This window comes from Arthrobacter sp. ERGS1:01, assembly GCF_001281315.1.
Taxonomy (GTDB): Bacteria; Actinomycetota; Actinomycetes; order Actinomycetales; family Micrococcaceae; genus Specibacter.
The window spans coordinates 3,529,398-3,545,045 of sequence record NZ_CP012479.1; the positions used below are offsets into that span (position 1 = coordinate 3,529,398).

Annotated in this window: 19 protein-coding genes; 9 read left to right on the forward strand and 10 right to left on the reverse strand. The window is 65.8% G+C overall.

All coding sequences use genetic code 11. The features are described 5' to 3' along the window. Positions 1 to 11: 11 nt before the first annotated feature. Together AL755_RS19910 and AL755_RS19915 are read right to left on the reverse strand one after the other, a co-directional pair. Positions 12 to 611 (reverse strand): TlpA family protein disulfide reductase, encoded by a 600-nt coding sequence (locus AL755_RS19910; RefSeq protein ID WP_054012496.1) that lies wholly within the window; start codon positions 609 to 611, stop codon positions 12 to 14. A 105-nt stretch (positions 612 to 716) separates the two neighbouring features. Further along, entirely contained in the window at positions 717 to 1,379 is a 663-nt protein-coding gene (locus AL755_RS19915; RefSeq protein ID WP_054012497.1) for a histidine phosphatase family protein, read from the reverse strand. 198 nt (positions 1,380 to 1,577) lie between these two features. Here AL755_RS19915 and AL755_RS19920 point away from each other — a divergent pair, with 198 nt between their 5' ends. The 3 genes from AL755_RS19920 to AL755_RS19930 all read left to right on the forward strand — a co-directional run bounded on the left by AL755_RS19920 (position 1,578) and on the right by AL755_RS19930 (position 3,818). Further along, positions 1,578 to 2,135: a YceI family protein gene (locus AL755_RS19920; protein ID WP_054012498.1), complete on the forward strand. Its 558-nt coding sequence runs from the start codon at positions 1,578 to 1,580 to the stop codon at positions 2,133 to 2,135. Between the two features lie 112 nt (positions 2,136 to 2,247). Then, positions 2,248 to 3,000: a hypothetical protein gene (locus AL755_RS23650; RefSeq protein ID WP_082369443.1), complete on the forward strand. Its 753-nt coding sequence runs from the start codon at positions 2,248 to 2,250 to the stop codon at positions 2,998 to 3,000. Between the two features lie 404 nt (positions 3,001 to 3,404). Then, positions 3,405 to 3,818, forward strand: a complete 414-nt coding sequence (locus tag AL755_RS19930) for a hypothetical protein (RefSeq protein WP_054012500.1) — start codon at positions 3,405 to 3,407, stop codon at positions 3,816 to 3,818. Positions 3,819 to 3,860: 42 nt separating this feature from the next. On the opposite strand, the gene AL755_RS19935 is transcribed toward AL755_RS19930, so the two are convergent. Continuing rightward, entirely contained in the window at positions 3,861 to 4,559 is a 699-nt protein-coding gene (locus AL755_RS19935; protein ID WP_237762560.1) for a redox-sensing transcriptional repressor Rex, read from the reverse strand. 136 nt (positions 4,560 to 4,695) lie between these two features. Continuing rightward, positions 4,696 to 4,980, reverse strand: a complete 285-nt coding sequence (locus AL755_RS19940; protein ID WP_054013213.1) for a glutaredoxin family protein — start codon at positions 4,978 to 4,980, stop codon at positions 4,696 to 4,698. A gap of 140 nt (positions 4,981 to 5,120) precedes the next feature. Here AL755_RS19940 and AL755_RS19945 point away from each other — a divergent pair, with 140 nt between their 5' ends. Further along, the gene (locus tag AL755_RS19945) at positions 5,121 to 5,933 is read left to right on the forward strand and encodes an HAD family hydrolase (protein ID WP_054012502.1); all 813 of its coding nucleotides are present in this window, start codon (positions 5,121 to 5,123) and stop codon (positions 5,931 to 5,933) included. Between the two features lie 106 nt (positions 5,934 to 6,039). Here AL755_RS19945 and AL755_RS22665 read toward each other — a convergent pair whose 3' ends face one another. The 6 genes from AL755_RS22665 to AL755_RS19970 all read right to left on the reverse strand — a co-directional run bounded on the left by AL755_RS22665 (position 6,040) and on the right by AL755_RS19970 (position 11,580). Beyond that, complete coding sequence (locus tag AL755_RS22665; protein ID WP_003792170.1) at positions 6,040 to 6,138, reverse strand: 30S ribosomal protein bS22; 99 nt, start codon at positions 6,136 to 6,138, stop codon at positions 6,040 to 6,042. A 112-nt stretch (positions 6,139 to 6,250) separates the two neighbouring features. Beyond that, positions 6,251 to 6,487: a helix-turn-helix domain-containing protein gene (locus AL755_RS19950; RefSeq protein ID WP_054012503.1), complete on the reverse strand. Its 237-nt coding sequence runs from the start codon at positions 6,485 to 6,487 to the stop codon at positions 6,251 to 6,253. 113 nt (positions 6,488 to 6,600) lie between these two features. Next, entirely contained in the window at positions 6,601 to 7,719 is a 1,119-nt protein-coding gene (locus tag AL755_RS19955) for a 3-deoxy-7-phosphoheptulonate synthase (RefSeq protein ID WP_192841642.1), read from the reverse strand. A gap of 364 nt (positions 7,720 to 8,083) precedes the next feature. Beyond that, positions 8,084 to 9,424 carry an NADP-specific glutamate dehydrogenase gene (gene gdhA / locus AL755_RS19960; protein ID WP_054012505.1) on the reverse strand — a complete coding sequence of 447 codons (1,341 nt, stop codon included), beginning with the start codon at positions 9,422 to 9,424 and terminating at the stop codon, positions 8,084 to 8,086. Positions 9,425 to 9,640: 216 nt separating this feature from the next. Then, on the reverse strand, positions 9,641 to 10,303 hold the full coding sequence (locus AL755_RS19965; protein WP_054012506.1) for an ArsR/SmtB family transcription factor: 663 nt from the start codon (positions 10,301 to 10,303) through the stop codon (positions 9,641 to 9,643). Positions 10,304 to 10,431: 128 nt separating this feature from the next. Next, positions 10,432 to 11,580: an acetoin utilization protein AcuC gene (locus tag AL755_RS19970; RefSeq protein ID WP_107503895.1), complete on the reverse strand. Its 1,149-nt coding sequence runs from the start codon at positions 11,578 to 11,580 to the stop codon at positions 10,432 to 10,434. 175 nt (positions 11,581 to 11,755) lie between these two features. Between AL755_RS19970 and AL755_RS19975 the strand changes: the two genes are divergently transcribed. Genes AL755_RS19975 through AL755_RS19995 form a run of 5 tightly spaced genes read left to right on the forward strand, consistent with a single transcriptional unit; the run spans position 11,756 to position 15,638 of the window. Continuing rightward, positions 11,756 to 13,147 carry a TrkH family potassium uptake protein gene (locus tag AL755_RS19975; protein WP_237762746.1) on the forward strand — a complete coding sequence of 464 codons (1,392 nt, stop codon included), beginning with the start codon at positions 11,756 to 11,758 and terminating at the stop codon, positions 13,145 to 13,147. 4 nt (positions 13,148 to 13,151) lie between these two features. Further along, on the forward strand, positions 13,152 to 13,826 hold the full coding sequence (locus AL755_RS19980) for a potassium channel family protein (RefSeq protein ID WP_054012509.1): 675 nt from the start codon (positions 13,152 to 13,154) through the stop codon (positions 13,824 to 13,826). A gap of 50 nt (positions 13,827 to 13,876) precedes the next feature. Continuing rightward, complete coding sequence (locus tag AL755_RS19985) at positions 13,877 to 14,386, forward strand: methylated-DNA--[protein]-cysteine S-methyltransferase (protein ID WP_054012510.1); 510 nt, start codon at positions 13,877 to 13,879, stop codon at positions 14,384 to 14,386. Between the two features lie 26 nt (positions 14,387 to 14,412). Then, a complete protein-coding gene (locus AL755_RS19990) occupies positions 14,413 to 14,985 on the forward strand; it encodes an RNA polymerase sigma factor (protein WP_237762561.1) in 573 nt (190 codons plus the stop codon). Continuing rightward, positions 14,982 to 15,638, forward strand: coding sequence for a methylated-DNA--[protein]-cysteine S-methyltransferase (locus AL755_RS19995; protein ID WP_082369444.1), 657 nt, complete (start codon positions 14,982 to 14,984; stop codon positions 15,636 to 15,638). The genes AL755_RS19990 and AL755_RS19995 overlap by 4 nt, the downstream gene beginning before the upstream one ends. The last annotated feature ends 10 nt before the right edge of the window (positions 15,639 to 15,648 follow it).

Consider the following 15,648-nt stretch of genomic DNA (forward strand, 5'->3'; position numbering starts at 1 on the left):
CTTGGCAGCCGTTACTTCTCGGCCAAGGCGGATTCGATGAGCGACTTCAGGGTGCTCTTGTCGGCTTCGCCAAGAATCCTGGCGGCCACCCGGCCCTGCTTGTCCAGCACCAGGGTGGTGGGGACGGCGTTGGGGGGAACAAACTTGGTCATGGACAGCAGCACGCCGCCATCCTTGTCGGCCACGCTCTGGTAGCTCAGGCCAAAGTTGCGTTCAAATGCCTCGGCGGTGGCTTTTTCGTCGCGCACGTTCACGCCATAAAACTTCACACCTGCAGCCTCATACTCAGCGTGCAGGGCCTGCAGATCCGGGGCTTCCTTGCGGCAGGGCGCGCAGGCGGCGTACCAGAAGTTGAGGATGGTCACGTGTCCCGGGAAGGTGCTGGCGTTGACAGTGCTGCCGTCAAAGAGCTTTCCGGTGAACTCCACGGGCTTGGACCGGCTCGAGACACCGAATTCCGAGACCGAACCGTCGCCGGCGATGTAGTTCTTGTTGTCGCCTGCGTTGGCCTGCACTGCCAGGGGGTCCTTGGCGGTGCAGGCGGCAAGTGCAACTGCCAGGACGGCGCCGCTGGCAGCCAGCAGGGATCTACGGCTCAGGGAGGAAGTCACAAGAAATGTCTTTCAGCTTGTATGAATCCAGTGGCGGGACACTGACTGTTTTCTTACATTGGATTTCTACATTACGTCGAAAACGGGCGTTTCGCCTAGTGCGCCTTAGGCGCCGGGCGTGGTGGCGGCGCCGGGCAGCAGTGCCGCGGCCGGCTCGCTGTAGGCCACGTCAACAATATCGTCGCCGTCGAAGGTCAGCGTGGTCAAGGAGGCCAGGGTGCATTCGCGGTTGCGGGGATCATGCCAAAGGCGTTTGCCCTCGGCGCTGCGCCGGGCGGACCAGATGGGCAGCTGGTGGCTGACCATGATGGCCGAGGCGCCGTCTCCGCCCAGTTCAAAGGCTCGACGGCGGGCGTCGCGTGCTGCTTCGAGCATGCGTGCGGCCTGGCCCGAGTAGGCCTCGCCCCAGGAGGGGCGCAGGGGGTTCAGGAAGTAACGCCAGTGCCGGGGCTTGAGCAGTTCGGCCTTGTTGACCTTCATGCCCTCAAAGTGGTTCTCGGCCTCGATGATGCGCGGGTCGGTGACAATGTCCAGGCCAAGCACCGCGGCGGTGGGCTGCGCCGTCTCCTGTGCCCGGGTCAGGGGCGAGGCAACAAGGTAAACGGGTGCGGCGCCGTCGTTCGCCAGGACACCAAAGTGCTCGGCGACCATGTCGGCCATGGCGCGGCCGCGCTCGGAAAGATGGAATTCAGGCAACCGCCCGTACAGCACGCCATCGGGGTTAAATACCTCACCATGGCGCAGAAGATGAACAGTGACTCGGGGCATGTAAGCAAGTTTCTCAAAGTTACGCAACAAGGCGTTAATCAGGGAACTCCCAGACTCCGCGGGCACAGTGAAAAAAGTTTCTACGGAAATTTTCCCCGAACCGGGAATATTAGATGCAAACGCATGCTTATACCCGGTGAAGGATCGCCACGACAGGCGCTTCTGCCACCCTTTACACCACCTTCCAAGGAGAGCACCATGACTGCAATCACCGTTGAAACCGTAGGCCTGAGCCAGGGCACCTGGACCATCGACGCTTCCCACAGCACCGTGGGCTTCACCGTCCGCCACGCCGGCATCTCCAAGGTCCGCGGCCAGTTCACCGAGCTCGAAGGCGCACTGACCCTCGGCGAAACCCTCGCCGACTCCGCCGTGACCGCCACGATCCAGGCCGCCAGCTTCAACTCCGGCGACGCAAACCGCGACGGCCACGTCCGCAGCGCCGACTTCTTCGACGTCGAGACGTTCCCGACGCTGACCTTTGTCTCCTCCGCCGTATCCGGCACCGAAGACGACTTTGAACTGACCGGCGAGCTGACCATCCGCGGCATCTCCAAGACCGTCACCTTCACGGGCGAGTTCAACGGCGTGGCCGTTGACCCGTTCGGCGCCACCCGCGCAGGCTTCGAGGCCAAGACCGTCATCAGCCGCAAGGAATTCGGCCTGACCTGGAACGCAGCCCTGGAAGCCGGCGGCGTGCTGGTTTCGGACAAGGTCACCATCGCCTTGGATGTCGCCTTCGTGAAGGCCGCATAACCCCATAGCCCAACACGTCAAAGTGCCGGTTTGCCCCTGTGGGCAAACCGGCACTTTGCATTTACTTTCCGGTATCTATGCAAGGGTCTGTTCCCGGGCTAGGGTGACTGCTATGAGCACCCCTAATGAGTACCCAGGTCCCGAGCAATCCGGCTCGCAACCGTCTCCCGACGGCTCTGGTTCCCAGCCGGCTTCCCCTGCTCCACAACAACCCAATCCCGGATATCAGGCGCCCCCGCCCGGCTACCAGGCACCGCCTCCCGGCTACCAGGCACCGCCTCCCGGCTACCAGGCACCGCCTCCCGGCTACCAGGCACCGCCTCCCGGCTACCAGCAGCAGCCTGCTCCCGCGGCCCATTCGTCCTTTGAGATGCCCAACGACTGGCCCAAGGACATGCACGCGGTCATGCCGGCAGGCGGATTCGCCGGCCTGTTCAAGGTGGCCGGCCTGCCGCAGCTGCTGAAAATCTCCTACATCATCTGGCTCGTGACGGCAGGCATTTGGCTGCTCGGCACGATCATCGTCTTCATCGCATCCCTGTTCGCCCTGGGCGCGAGCGACGACTCCGTCTTTGGCATCGCCATTCCCGGCAGCGGGGCGGCCATCCGCGCCGGCGGCGTCAAGGGAATCATCACCTCGATCATTTCCCTTGTGCTGATCGCGGTGCTGCTGGTAAGCCTCATGAAGCTCAAGGAAGGCATGCAGTGGGCCCGGATGGTGCTTTCGGCCATCGCCGTCCTGAGCATTGTCATGGTGTTCTTCGGCGCCGGCGGCGGCCTGCTGGGCATCGTGGCCACCATCCTGATGTGGCTGCCGGAGTCCTCGGCCTGGCTCGAGTCGCGCAGCAAGGGCGCCCCCGCCTAGATTTCACGGCTAGTTCCGTTTCGAGAGGTCGCGTAGGGTTAAACACAAACCCGACGCGACCTCTCCCCATGCCCGAAGGGGATTCGCCGCGGCGGCACCGTGCAATGAAAGGGACCACCCCATGACCACTCCTGACGACCAGCCAGAAGAGCGGCCCGCCACCGGTCCCCAGCCCGGCCACTACGGCGAAATCGCCCCGGGCGTCCCCCGCTACGGGCAGTACGCGCCGGCCGGCTGGCAGCCGCCGAACGCGTCCTCCGATGCTCCCGGGAAGAACGACGACGGAGCCCTCCCCCAGCCTCCTCCTACCCCGGTTTTGGCGGCGGCACGGCCCCCGGGCCCGCACTGCCCCACCGCGGCGCCGGACCCGTTCCGCCCGGAACGCACTTTGCCGCCCCAAGCAGGTGGTGCTGGCCAGCCGGCTCATCATGGCGGCGGGCGTCATCCAGGCCCTGGCCCTGGTCGTGTGGGTGGTCGCCATGACCACGCAGTCCGGCCAAGACGTCATCCGGCCGCTCGTGGAGCAGGCAATCGCGAGCAACCCGCAAGCCGCGGCAGGCATCTCGGTGCAGACCATGGTGAACCTGGTGGGCGGCATGCTGGCAGTGGTGCAGCTCGCCTCTACGATCATCTACTTTTGGATGGCTGCGGCCGTGCGCAAGGGCAAGCGCTGGGCCCGCACCATGTCCCTGGTGCTTGCAATTGTCTCGATCGTGCTGGTGCCCGAGGGTGCGTCGTACTCCTACTACACCGCCGCACGGATCGTGGTGGGGCTCGTGGCCGTTCTTCTGTTGTTCCGCGGCCCGGCCAAGCAGTAATTCCTCAAGCCCAACCGCGGCCCGCACGGGTACTAGCGGGCGTCAGGCGCTGGGCCGGTCCTCGGCCAGGCCCGGCGTCTGCAGGCGTTGGGCGTGGTAGGCCAGGATCTGCAGTTCGGTGGCCATGTCCACCTTGCGCAGGTTTACATGCTCGGGCACCGACAGGGCCACGGGGGCGAAGCTGAGGATGCTGTGCACGCCGGCGTCGACCACGCGGTCGCACACGGCCTGCGCCACGCCGGCCGGCAGGGCCAGGACCACCATGTTGGCCCGGGTCTTTTCCAGCACCGTTTCCAGCTCCGTCACGTCGCTGACGCGCAGCCAGCCGATCTCGGATCCCACCACCATCTGGTCGGCGTCAAACAACGCCACCACGTCAAAGCCGCGTGATTCGAAGCCCGCATACCGGGCCAGGGCCCGGCCCAGGTTACCGGCACCCACGATGGCCACGCGCCATTCGTGTGTCAGGCCCAGCGCCTGGGCGATCTTCCGGCTCAGGTGGGCCACCTCGTAGCCCACTCCCCGGGTGCCGTAGGACCCCAGGTAGGACAGGTCCTTGCGGACGTTCGCCGAACCCACACCGGCCGATTCGGCCAGGGATTCGGAGGAGACCCGTTCGATTCCCTCGGCCAGCAGGGCGTTGAGCGTGCGCAGGTAGAGAGTCAGACGCGACACCGTGGCAGGGGGCAATTGCCGGGCCGCCTCGGCGGCCGGTTCTTCCGGCGTCTGCGCTGGGGTCAAGACAATGCTCCAAGTTCTCCAACAACGGCCAAACCCGGGCGGGGAAGCTGTGGTGCCCCGCTCCGCCGTCGGCCTTTATCCACTGTAAGTCGTGGCCGCGGCATTGCCCAAGCCGGGTCCTTTTGTGGCCTCGCCCTTAGGGCTGGGGTGCGGCCATGGCACGGGCCAGGACCGTGCGCAGCCGGACGGGATCAATGTGCCAGAAGTCGCGCTGGACCCCGTCCACCAGCACCACGGGGATCTCCTCGCCGTACCTGGCCGTCAGTGCGGCGTCGCCGTCAAGGCTGATTTCGGTCCATTCCAAACCCAGTTCCACGGCCGCCTCGGAGACCACCGTCCGTGCGTCGGCGCACAGGTGGCAGCCGGACCTCGTGATCAATTCAAGCAGGGGGCGGCGGGTGCCCGAAGGTGTGGAATCCATGCCTTTAACGGTACGCACTCCGGCGCCCACAAGCACAACGACGGCGTCCGGCGCACCCGGCCGGGAGAATTCGACCACTGTTAACCACGCCAAATCCGCCCCGGCGGGCATGGCGGGGCAGTATTGACTAGACTCTTTTTATGCCCGACGTGACTACCAACAGTGCCGAGGCCGCCTCGACTACTGTGCAACACCAGGGCGAGGCCGCTTTCTTTGACGTGGACAACACGCTCATGAAGGGCGCCAGCTTGTTCCATGTGGCCCGGAAGATGTACCAGAAAAAGGCCTTCACGCTCCGTGACGTCGCCGGATTCGCCTGGAAGCAGGCCAAGTTCATCCTGCGCGGGGAAAACATGAACGACGTCCATTCCGTCCAGGACTCGGCGCAAAAACTTGCCGCCGGCATCAGCGCGGACTTCATCCGCCAGCTGGGCGAGGAAGTCTATGACGAGATGATCGTCTCCAAGATTTGGCCCGGCACCCGCGCCCTGACCCAGGAGCACCTCAAGTCCGGGCGCCAGGTGTGGCTCGTGACGGCCACGCCCGTGGAAGTGGCCGGCGTGATCGCCACCCGCCTCCACCTCACGGGGGCCCTGGGCACCGTGGCGGAGATTGAGGATGGCGTCTATACGGGTCGGCTGGAGGGCGAGATCCTGCACGGACCCGCCAAGGGCCGCGCGGTGCGTGAGCTTGCCGAGGAGCAGGGCCTGGACCTGACCCGCTGCTGGGCGTACAGCGACTCCTACAACGACATCCCGCTGCTGACCGCAGTGGGCAATCCCGTGGCCATCAACCCGGACAGCAAGCTGCGCCGGCACGCACGCGAACACAACTGGCCCATCTACGACTACCGGGCCGGGCGCCGCGCGGCAACCCTGGGCCTGCAGGCCGCCACGGGCGTGGGCATCGTGTACGGGTTGTGGAAGGGCATCGCGTCCATGCGGCGCAAGTAAGGTGCCGTGACCGCCCGGGCCGCTGGCCGGCGTCGAGCGTCGTCGCTTAAAAGCAAAGCGCCCGCGCACCGAAATCGGCGGGCGGGCGCTTTCGCGAAAAGAAGACTTACTTCTTGTTGCGACGCTGGTGGCGAGTCTTGCGAAGAAGCTTACGGTGCTTCTTCTTTGCCATCCGCTTGCGGCGCTTCTTAATAACTGAACCCATGGAAGTCCTCACAAACTACATAGTTGGCCTCGGATGAGGCCGTAAACGATTAGGTTGACCGATCGCAGGAATCGGTCAAAGCCGAAAATGGATCTTTCCTAGGGTACCGCCTTTAGCCGGTATGCGCCGAACCGGAGGCTCCATTGCCGGCCTGGCCGTCAACCACGGCCGTCTTCAGAATTGCCTCAACGGCGTTCTGCGGCACCCGGTAGGACCTGCCAAAGCGGACCGCGGGCAGTTCCCCGGCGTGCACCATGCGGTAAACGGTCATCTTGGACACGCGCATGAGTTCGGCCACTTCCTGGACGGTCAGGAAGTTCACATTGGAGAAATTCTGCTCCTGCGCCATGGTCCCTTGGTATCCGTTCCCGTCAAAAAATGCTGGTGCGGGCACCGGCGCCCGTCAACCTCTAGCGCTAACTCTAGAGGCTGACGGGGCCAATGTGAAAGTCGTGACGGACGTTAGTTTCCGGACGTGCGGGTACGGCGCACGCGGGAGGCGTCGGCCAGCTTGGACAGCACGTCGGCCGTGACGTCCCACTCCATGCACGCGTCGGTGACGCTTTGCCCGTACGTGAGGTTCGCGGCACCCGCGGCAACCTCGTCGACGTCGAGCTTCTGCGCCCCGCCCACCAGGAAACTTTCCAGCATGACCCCGGCAATGGCGTCCGCGGACGCACCGCCGGCCTCCAACTGGGCGCCGATCTCCAGGGCCACCTCCGCCTGGCGGTGGTGGCTCTTGCCGGAGTTGGCATGGCTGGCGTCCACAATCAGGCGCGGGTTGATGCCGGCGCCCTCCGCAGCGGCCGCAGCGGCGGCAACGTCGGCCGCGGAGTAGTTGGGGCCCTTGCGCCCGCCGCGCAGGATCATGTGGGTGTCCTGGTTGCCGGCCGTGCTGACCAGGGACGCCCGTCCGTCGCCGTCGATGCCCAGGAACGACTGCGCGGCGCTGGCGGCGCTGCACGCATCCAGGGCCACCTGGAGGTCCCCGTCGGTGCCGTTCTTGAAGCCGATGGGCATGGACAGCCCGGAGGAGAGCTGGCGGTGGATCTGGCTTTCGGTGGTGCGGGCCCCAATGGCCCCCCAGGAGATCAAATCGGCCGTGTACTGGGGGCTGATCGGTTCAAGGAATTCGGTGCCCGTGGGCAGGCCCAGGCGGGCCACCTCGAGCAGGAACTCGCGCGCCATTTCCAGCCCCTTGGCCACGTCGTGGCTGCCGTCCAGGTTGGGATCGTTGATCAGGCCCTTCCAGCCCACGGTGGTGCGCGGCTTTTCGAAGTAGGCGCGCATCACGATCAGCAGGTCTTCCTCGTGGTCCTTGGCGGCCGCGGCCAGGCGGCGGGCGTATTCCAGTCCGGCCTTGGGGTCGTGGATGGAGCACGGGCCCACCACCACCAGCAGGCGGTCGTCCACGCCGTCCATGACGGCCCGGACCTGGTCGCGGCCGCGTTCGACGACGTTGCTCGTGTGTGCGTCAAGCGGAAGTTCGGCGGAGAGCTCGGCCGGCGACGGGAGCGCGGTGAAGCGGCTGACCCGGAGGTTCGCGGTGCTGGATGACGTTTCGACTGCTGTGGTGGTCACGGTGGGGATTCCTTTGGTGGGCTGGAAGCGAGCCCCTTTTCAGAAACCCGCCGGAAATGGCGAAGGACAGAGAAAGTTTCTCTGTCCTGTTGGCTCTGAAGGTGATTGGATGCGTGTCAGTTAGACGCGGGCCCCTCCAGAGCCAACGAAAAATACGCATACCAACGGTTTGTCATGATCACAGACTAAACCGGTGCGGGCCGTTGCACCAAATCGGCGCTTTCTTCGCATAAACGCGCTTTCGCCGCTTTTAGGGGGTTTCCGGATCCCCTAAAAGCGGAGAAAGCGCCGTTATTCGCGTTAGGCGCACAAATGCCGCAAGGCACCCCTGGAACCAGGAGTGCCTTGCGGTGTGTTGTGGAACTTAGATGAGGCCCTGCGCGAGCATGGCGTCGGCAACCTTGACGAAGCCGGCGATGTTGGCGCCCACCACGTAGTTGCCCGGGGAGCCGTAGGTCTCCGCGGTCTCGGCGCAGCGGTCGTGGATGCCGACCATGATCTGCGTGAGGCGTGCTTCGGTGTGCTCGAACGTCCAGGCGTCACGGCTGGCGTTCTGTTGCATCTCCAGCGCGGAGGTGGCCACACCGCCGGCGTTGGCTGCCTTGCCCGGGCCGAACAACGTGCCGGATTCTTGGAAGACGGCAACGGCGCCGGAGGTCGAAGGCATGTTGGCGCCTTCGGCGACGGCGATGAGGCCGTTCTTGACCAGCTTGGTGGCGGCCTCGGTGTTGAGTTCGTTCTGAGTTGCACACGGCAGCGCGACGGTGGCGTTGACGTCCCAGACGGAACCGCCCTCGACGTAGCTGACGGATGCGCCGCGGCGAACCGCGTATTCCTTCAGGCGTCCGCGCTCAACTTCCTTGATCTGGCGCAGAAGGGCGACGTCGATGCCGGCTTCGTCCACGATGTAACCGGAGGAGTCGGAGCAGGAGACAACGTTGGCGCCGAGCTGCTGTGCCTTCGCGATGGCGAAGGTCGCAACGTTTCCGGAGCCGGAGACAACCACGCGCTGGCCGTCGAAGGTTGCGCCGCGGGTCTTGAGCATCTCGTTCGCGAACAGGACCGTTCCGTAGCCGGTGGCTTCCGGACGAACCAGCGAGCCGCCCCAACCAACACCCTTGCCGGTCAGGACGCCGGACTCGTAGCGGTTGGTGATGCGCTTGTACTGGCCGAACAGGTAGCCGATCTCACGGCCGCCAACGCCGATGTCGCCGGCAGGGACGTCCGTGTACTCGCCGATGTGGCGGTACAGCTCGGTCATGAAGGACTGGCAGAAGCGCATGACTTCGGCGTCGGACTTGCCGCGCGGGTCAAAGTCGGAGCCGCCCTTGCCGCCGCCGATGGGCATGCCGGTCAGGGCATTCTTGAAGATCTGCTCGAAGCCGAGGAACTTCACGATGCCCAGGTACACCGAGGGGTGGAAGCGCAGGCCGCCCTTGTACGGGCCAAGTGCGGAGTTGAACTCGACACGGAAGCCGCGGTTGATCTGGACACGGCCAGCATCGTCCATCCACGGCACGCGGAAGATGATCTGGCGTTCCGGCTCGCACAGGCGCTGCAGGACGGCGGCATCAACGAATTCTGGATGTTTATCCAAAACCGGACCGAGGCTTTCAAAGACCTCGAGCACTGCCTGGTGAAATTCCTTTTCCCCTGGGTTGCGGGCCAAAACCTGCTCCCGGATGGCTTCGAGCCTGGTATCCATGAGTCTCCTACAGAAGGCGGGCGCCGGAATTTGGCGCATAAGTATTCTTGGATCCAATTTTCCAGTCACGTGGCGACTTAAGCCAATTTTTCTTGGAGTTTGAGACAGGGTGCAAGATCATGCATATAAGGCCCGAGCAGGAGGTGTTTTGGCGGGACTTGGCCCTAATTTTCGCTTCCGCCGGCCGCCCCTGATGACCGCGTGCGGTGCCGCTAGCTAGTCCTTGCGGCGTCGGAAGGCGGGCAGGTTCGCCAGGAGATCGGCGGCCTTGTTGGCCGCACGCCCAACGCTGCGGGTAATTTGCGCCTGCACCGAGCTTTCACTATCAAGCGGGACCGTTCCGTCCGGGATGTGCGCCACGGCGGGCAGGTGCGCCACCGCGGGCACGCGGGGCTGTGCCGCCGCAGCTGCGGGCACGCCGACCAGCGGGTTTGCACCGTTTGACTTGGCCGCCTTGGGTGTTGTTGCGGGCTCGACGCCGGCGGCCCGGGCCTGCGCGGAAACGCCGGCTGGGGCTGTAGAGGTGGCGGCCGCAGCGGAGCCGGCTGACGCTGTGGAGCTTGCCGGGGTGCGGCCGGCGCCGACAACCCGACTCACCTCGCGGGGAGCGCGGACAAATCCGGCGCCAAGTCCGTCGAGCCATTCCGACACGAGGACCAGCGGCTCGGTGTTGATGCTGTAGAAACGCTTCTGGCCCTGGGCCCGCATGGTCACGACGCCGGCTTCACGCAGTACGCGCAAATGCTTGGAAACGGTGGGCTGGGAAACGCCCAATTCTTCAACAAGCTGGCCCACTGCCTTGTGCTCGGTGGCAAGCGCCTCAAGGATGTCTCGACGGGTGCCTTCGGCGATGACAGCGAATACTTCTTCTACGACCATCCCACTACCCTAGCGACATATGCCAAATACGGCATCTTCAGGCAATATCGTAAGCGCGAAGTGTTGGGCCCACAGCTCCGCGGGCCCCAAGAAATCGCGCCAGCGATTTATTGGGGAGGAGCTGGGGATCAGTCGAACCAGGGGTCGAGCCCGTAGAGCGGAAACACCGCCTTGCGCGTTGCCATGACGGACCTGTCGACGGCGTCGGCCGGGTTGTAGCCGACCTCCCAGGACCGCCACCAGGTGTCGGCGTCCTCCCCCATGAACAGCGGTGCCTCGCGGCCGTAGTGTTCCCTGACGTGGTCGCGCCAGCTGGGCGGGACGGCGGTGCGCAGCGGCACGGGCTTCCCCGCCGCAATGGCCATCAGGTGCGACCAGACGCGGGGCACCACGTTGACGATGCTGTAGCCGCCGCCGCCTAGGGCGATCCACCGGCCGTCGCAGACCGCGTCGGCGAGCGTGGCGACGCTCAGGGCCGCCTCGCGTTGGGCGTCGACGCTGGTGTTCAGGTGCGTGAGCTCGTCCTCCCGGTGCGAATCGCAACCGTGTTGGCTGACGATCACCTCGGGGCCGAAGGCCTTGACCAGCGGCGGAACGATGGCGTGGAAGGCACGCAACCAGCCGGCGTCGGACGTCCCGGCGGGAAGGGCCACGTTCACGGCGGAGCCTTCGGCGCCGGGCCCGCCGATCTCGTTGGCGAAGCCGGTTCCGGGGAACAGGGTCAGCCCGGATTCGTGCAGGGAAATCGTGAGCACCCGGGGGTCGTCCCAAAAGGCGTTCTGCGTGCCGTCGCCGTGGTGGGCGTCGATGTCGATGTAGGCGATCCGTGAGACTCCGGAGTCGAGCAGGCGCATGACGGCCATGGCGACGTCGTTGTAGATGCAAAATCCGCTGGCCTTTTCGCGGCTGGCGTGGTGCATGCCGCCGCCAAAGTTCACGGCCCGGACCGCCGCCCCGGAAATCAGTGTGTCGGCGGCGATCAGGGAGGCCCCGGCCAGGCGGGCGCCGGCCTCGTGCATGCCGGCAAACGCCGGATCGTCCTCGGTGCCCAGTCCGCGCCCGGGATCGCTGAGCGTGGGGTCGGCCCCCACCCGGCGCACCGCGGCAATGTAGGCGCGGCTGTGGACGGTGGCCAGTGCGTCGTCGTCGGCCACGAAGGATTCGAGCACCCGCACCTGGGGGAGGTCAAAAATGCCCAGCTCGCGGGCCAGCCGGGCCGTCAGTTCAAGCCGCTTTGGCGACATGGGGTGGTTGGGGCCAAAATTGTAGGCGGACATCGCCGGATCGCAGACTATGCTTGTCGGGACGGCCGCTGGCCCAAAGCTGGCAAATGATGACATCCATCACAGGCTACCGAACTCCGGACGGCTTTGCCGTATTCGAAGAAGGCGCCGGACGGTTGTCCGGCTTATCACGGGCAGGAGGGCAACACAGAAGTTGGCCGCTAAAAACATCCAGCCCGCCAAACCCCACAACTGGTTCCTTGCCATAGTGGTCAGTGTCCGTGACTTCGCGGACCGGGTGGCAAACAGCTCCCCCGCCAGGCTCGCGTTGATCGTGTTCGCCCTGGTCATCATGGCCTTCACCCTGGTCCTGTGCCTGCCCGCGGCCTCCCGCAACGGCCAGCCGACCGCCTTCCACGACGCCTTGTTCACGGCCGTGTCCGCCGTCTGCGTGACGGGCCTGACCACGGTCTCCACGGCCCTTCACTGGTCCTTCTTTGGCCAGTTGGTGATCCTGATCGGCATCTTCGTGGGCGGTTTGGGCATCCTGACCCTGGCCTCGCTCATGTCCCTGATGGTCAGCAAGCGCCTGGGCGTCCGCGGAAAGCTGATCGCCCAGGAGGCCATGAATGCCGGCCGCCTCGGCGAGGTCGGTACGCTGCTGCGGATCGTCATCAGCACCTCGGTGGCCGTCGAGGTGGTCCTTGCCCTGGCCATGGCTCCCCGGTTCCTGATCCTTGGCGAATCGCTCCCGCAGGCCGTGTGGCACGCCGTCTTCTACTCCATCTCCGCCTTCAACAACGCCGGATTCACGCCGCATTCCGACGGCGTGGTGCCCTACGAGGCCGACCTGTGGATCCTGGTGCCGCTCATGATCGGCGGGTTCATCGGCAGCCTCGGCTTCCCGGTCATGATGGTGGTGCTCGTGACGGGTTTCCGCTTCAAGAAGTGGACGTTGCACGCCAAGCTCACCGTCCAGGTGTCCCTGATGTTGCTGGGGGCCGGTGCCGTGCTGTGGGGTGCCATGGAGTGGACCAACCCGGCCACCATCGGCAATATGAGCTTTGGCGACAAGATCACGCACTCGATCTTTGCCTCCGTCATGACCCGTTCGCTGGGCTTCAACCTGGTGGACATGAACCACATGCACTCCTCCACCATGCTCCTGACGGATGCCTTGATGTTCGTGGGCGGTGGTTCCGCGTCAACGGCCGGCGGTATCAAGGTCACCACCTTGGCCGTGATGTTCCTGGCGATCGTGGCCGAGGCCCGCGGCGACAACGACGTGAAGGTCTACGGACGCACCATCCCCCAGGGCACCATGCGCGTGGCCATCTCCGTGATCATGATGGGCGCCACGTTCGTCATGATCGCCACGGGCCTGCTGCTGGCGATCTCGGGCCAAAGCCTGGACCGCGTGCTGTTCGAGACGATCTCCGCCTTTGCCACGGTGGGCCTGAGTACGGGGCTGAGCGCCGAGCTGCCGCCGTCGGGCGTATATGTCTTGTGCGCCATGATGTTCTTTGGCCGCGTCGGTTCCATCACGCTTGCCGCCGCCCTGGCGCTGCGGCAACGCCGTCAACTTTTCCACTACCCGGAAGAAAGGCCGATCATTGGCTGACAAAATGAGCTCCAACGCCCGCCCGCCGCACAACGCACCGGTCCTGGTGATCGGCCTGGGCCGCTTTGGTGCGGCCACGGCCCACCAGTTGGTCAAGCAGGGCCGGGAGGTCCTGGCCATCGAGCGGGACCCCGCCCTGGTGCAAAAGTGGTCCGGCGTCCTCACCCACGTCGTGGAGGCCGACGCCACCAACATCGACGCGCTCCGCCAGCTCGGCGCGCAGGACTTCAGCTCCGCCGTCGTCGGCGTGGGCACGTCCATCGAATCCAGCGTGCTCATCACGGTGAACCTGGTGGATTTGGGCATCGACCACCTGTGGGTCAAGGCGATCACGCAGTCGCACGGGAAGATCCTGACCCGGATTGGCGCCAACCACGTCATCTATCCCGAGGCCGACGCCGGCGTCCGCGCCGCGCACCTGGTGGGCGGGCGCATGCTTGACTTCATCGAGTTCGACGACGACTTCGCGATCGTGAAGATGTACCCGCCGAAGGAGACCCAGGGCTTCACGCTGGAGGAGTCCAAGGTCCGCTCCAAGTACGGGGTGACCGTGGTGGGCGTGAAGTCGCCGGGCGAGGACTTCACCTACGCGCAGCCCAGCACCCGGGTCACGAGCCGGGACATGCTGATCGTCTCCGGCTACGTCGACCTGCTGGAACGCTTCGCCGCCCGCCCCTAAGCTCACGTTTTTGGGCTGGTGCGCGTCTACCTGTCATGGAGGTAAAACTGATGCTCAAGCACACTGTTTTTGACTCGCCCCTGGGCCCTTTGACGGCCGTGGCGAACGACGACGGGCTGGCCGCCGTGTACATGGCCGAGCACAAGCGCCGTCCCGACTGGGCCGATCTGGGTGAACGGGTGGCTGTGGAGGACTCACCCGTGCTGGCCGCGACCGTGGCCCAACTGGGCGAGTACTTTGCCGGCACCCGCACGGAGTTTTCGCTGCCGCTGGCGCCGGCCGGGAACCCGTTCCAGCACCGCGTCTGGGCCGCCCTGCGCGAGATCCCGTACGGAGAGCTGCGCAGCTACGGCGACCTGGCCGCAATGCTAGGTGACCGGTCCATGGCCCAGGCCGTGGGCGCCGCGAACGGCCGCAACCCCATCAGCATCATCGTCCCCTGCCACCGTGTGGTGGGTGCCGACGGTTCCCTGGTGGGCTACGCAGGCGGGCTGGACCGCAAACAATTCCTGCTGGAACTGGAAAACCCGCAACGGACCCACACCGAGGCGTTGTTCTAGGTGGCCCTCCCAACGGCGGCCCTCCCGTGACCGTGGCACTGGCACCGTTCGAGGTGCTGGTGGCGGAGCACGGAGCGGTGGTGCTGCGGGTCTGCCGGGCCCTGGTGGGCGTCCAGGAGGCCGACGACGTCTGGCAGGAGACCTTCATGGCCGCCCTGCGCGCGTACCCGGGTTCCGGCGATGTCCGCAACCGCGAGGCCTGGCTCGTGGCGATTGCCCGCAACAAGGCGATTGACCACCACCGCAAGGCCGGCCGGCTGCCCATCCCGGCCGACGACTTCCCCGGGGAATTCGGCGGGGCCGGCGTCTCCGGCGGGGTTGGGACCGGCGCTCGTTCGGCCGTTGACAGCGGCAGTGAACGGGACGGCGTCGAACGTGCCGCGGAGGCCGGGCAGGAGGCGGCGCTCGTGTGGTCCGCGCTGGCCGCGTTGCCGCCCAAGCAGCGCGAGGCTGTGGTCTACCACCATCTCGCCGGGCTGCGGTATGCGGAAGTGGCGGCGCTGCTGGGCAACTCGGAGGCCGCCGCGCGCCGGGCCGCCGCCGACGGGATGAAGGCACTGCGGGCACTTTTGCTGGAACCGACGAGGAGCGGGCAATGAACACAGACGTTGAACTTCAGGGCTTCGAACAGCATGGCTTTGGCCAACAGGATTCTGAATTGCCGGCGGAATTTGCCGCAGTGGCCGCGGACGAGTCCGACGCGCTGGCCCGACTGCACGGCAAACTGGCATCCGCGGCCGCCGCGGACGGGTTGCTCGATGTGGCGTACCGCGTCATGGACTCCCCCGTGGGTCCGCTGCTGTTGGCCGGAACCGATGCCGGCCTGGTGCGGGTGGCGTTTGCCCGGGAGGGCCACGATGCCGTGCTGGAACAGCTCGCCACCGCCATCAGCCCGCGCCTGCTCCGGGCGCCGGCACGGCTGGATTCGGCGGCGCGCGAACTGGATGAATACTTTGCCCGGCGGCGCCACAGCTTTAACTTGGCGCTGGATTTTCGGCTGGCCAAGGGCTTCCGGCGCGAGGTCATGGCGCATCTGCCGGAGATTGGCTACGGGCACACTGCCAGCTATGCCGCCGTGGCCGCGTTGACGTCGAGCCCGCGGGCCGTGCGGGCGGTGGGGACGGCGTGCGCACGCAATCCGCTGCCGCTGGTGGTGCCGTGCCACCGCGTCATCCGGTCGGACGGCAGCCAAGGCGCCTACCTGGGCGGCGCGGACGCAAAGGCGCTCCTGCTGGCCCTCGAATCGGAATAGCCCCACCCCC

What these genes read in the sequence shown, in the direction of transcription:
- AL755_RS19915 (WP_054012497.1), bottom strand. Translation starts at nt 1,379, where the DNA reads ATGCCCCGAGTCACTGTTCATCTTCTGCGCCATGGTGAGGTATTTAAC.
- AL755_RS19920 (WP_054012498.1), top strand. Translation starts at nt 1,578, where the DNA reads ATGACTGCAATCACCGTTGAAACCGTAGGCCTGAGCCAGGGCACCTGG.
- AL755_RS23650 (WP_082369443.1), top strand. Translation starts at nt 2,248, where the DNA reads ATGAGCACCCCTAATGAGTACCCAGGTCCCGAGCAATCCGGCTCGCAA.
- AL755_RS19940 (WP_054013213.1), bottom strand. Translation starts at nt 4,980, where the DNA reads ATGGATTCCACACCTTCGGGCACCCGCCGCCCCCTGCTTGAATTGATC.
- AL755_RS19945 (WP_054012502.1), top strand. Translation starts at nt 5,121, where the DNA reads ATGCCCGACGTGACTACCAACAGTGCCGAGGCCGCCTCGACTACTGTG.
- AL755_RS22665 (WP_003792170.1), bottom strand. Translation starts at nt 6,138, where the DNA reads ATGGGTTCAGTTATTAAGAAGCGCCGCAAGCGGATGGCAAAGAAGAAG.
- AL755_RS19950 (WP_054012503.1), bottom strand. Translation starts at nt 6,487, where the DNA reads ATGGCGCAGGAGCAGAATTTCTCCAATGTGAACTTCCTGACCGTCCAG.
- gdhA (WP_054012505.1), bottom strand. Translation starts at nt 9,424, where the DNA reads ATGGATACCAGGCTCGAAGCCATCCGGGAGCAGGTTTTGGCCCGCAAC.
- AL755_RS19965 (WP_054012506.1), bottom strand. Translation starts at nt 10,303, where the DNA reads ATGGTCGTAGAAGAAGTATTCGCTGTCATCGCCGAAGGCACCCGTCGA.
- AL755_RS19970 (WP_107503895.1), bottom strand. Translation starts at nt 11,580, where the DNA reads ATGTCCGCCTACAATTTTGGCCCCAACCACCCCATGTCGCCAAAGCGG.
- AL755_RS19980 (WP_054012509.1), top strand. Translation starts at nt 13,152, where the DNA reads ATGAGCTCCAACGCCCGCCCGCCGCACAACGCACCGGTCCTGGTGATC.
- AL755_RS19985 (WP_054012510.1), top strand. Translation starts at nt 13,877, where the DNA reads ATGCTCAAGCACACTGTTTTTGACTCGCCCCTGGGCCCTTTGACGGCC.
- AL755_RS19995 (WP_082369444.1), top strand. Translation starts at nt 14,982, where the DNA reads ATGAACACAGACGTTGAACTTCAGGGCTTCGAACAGCATGGCTTTGGC.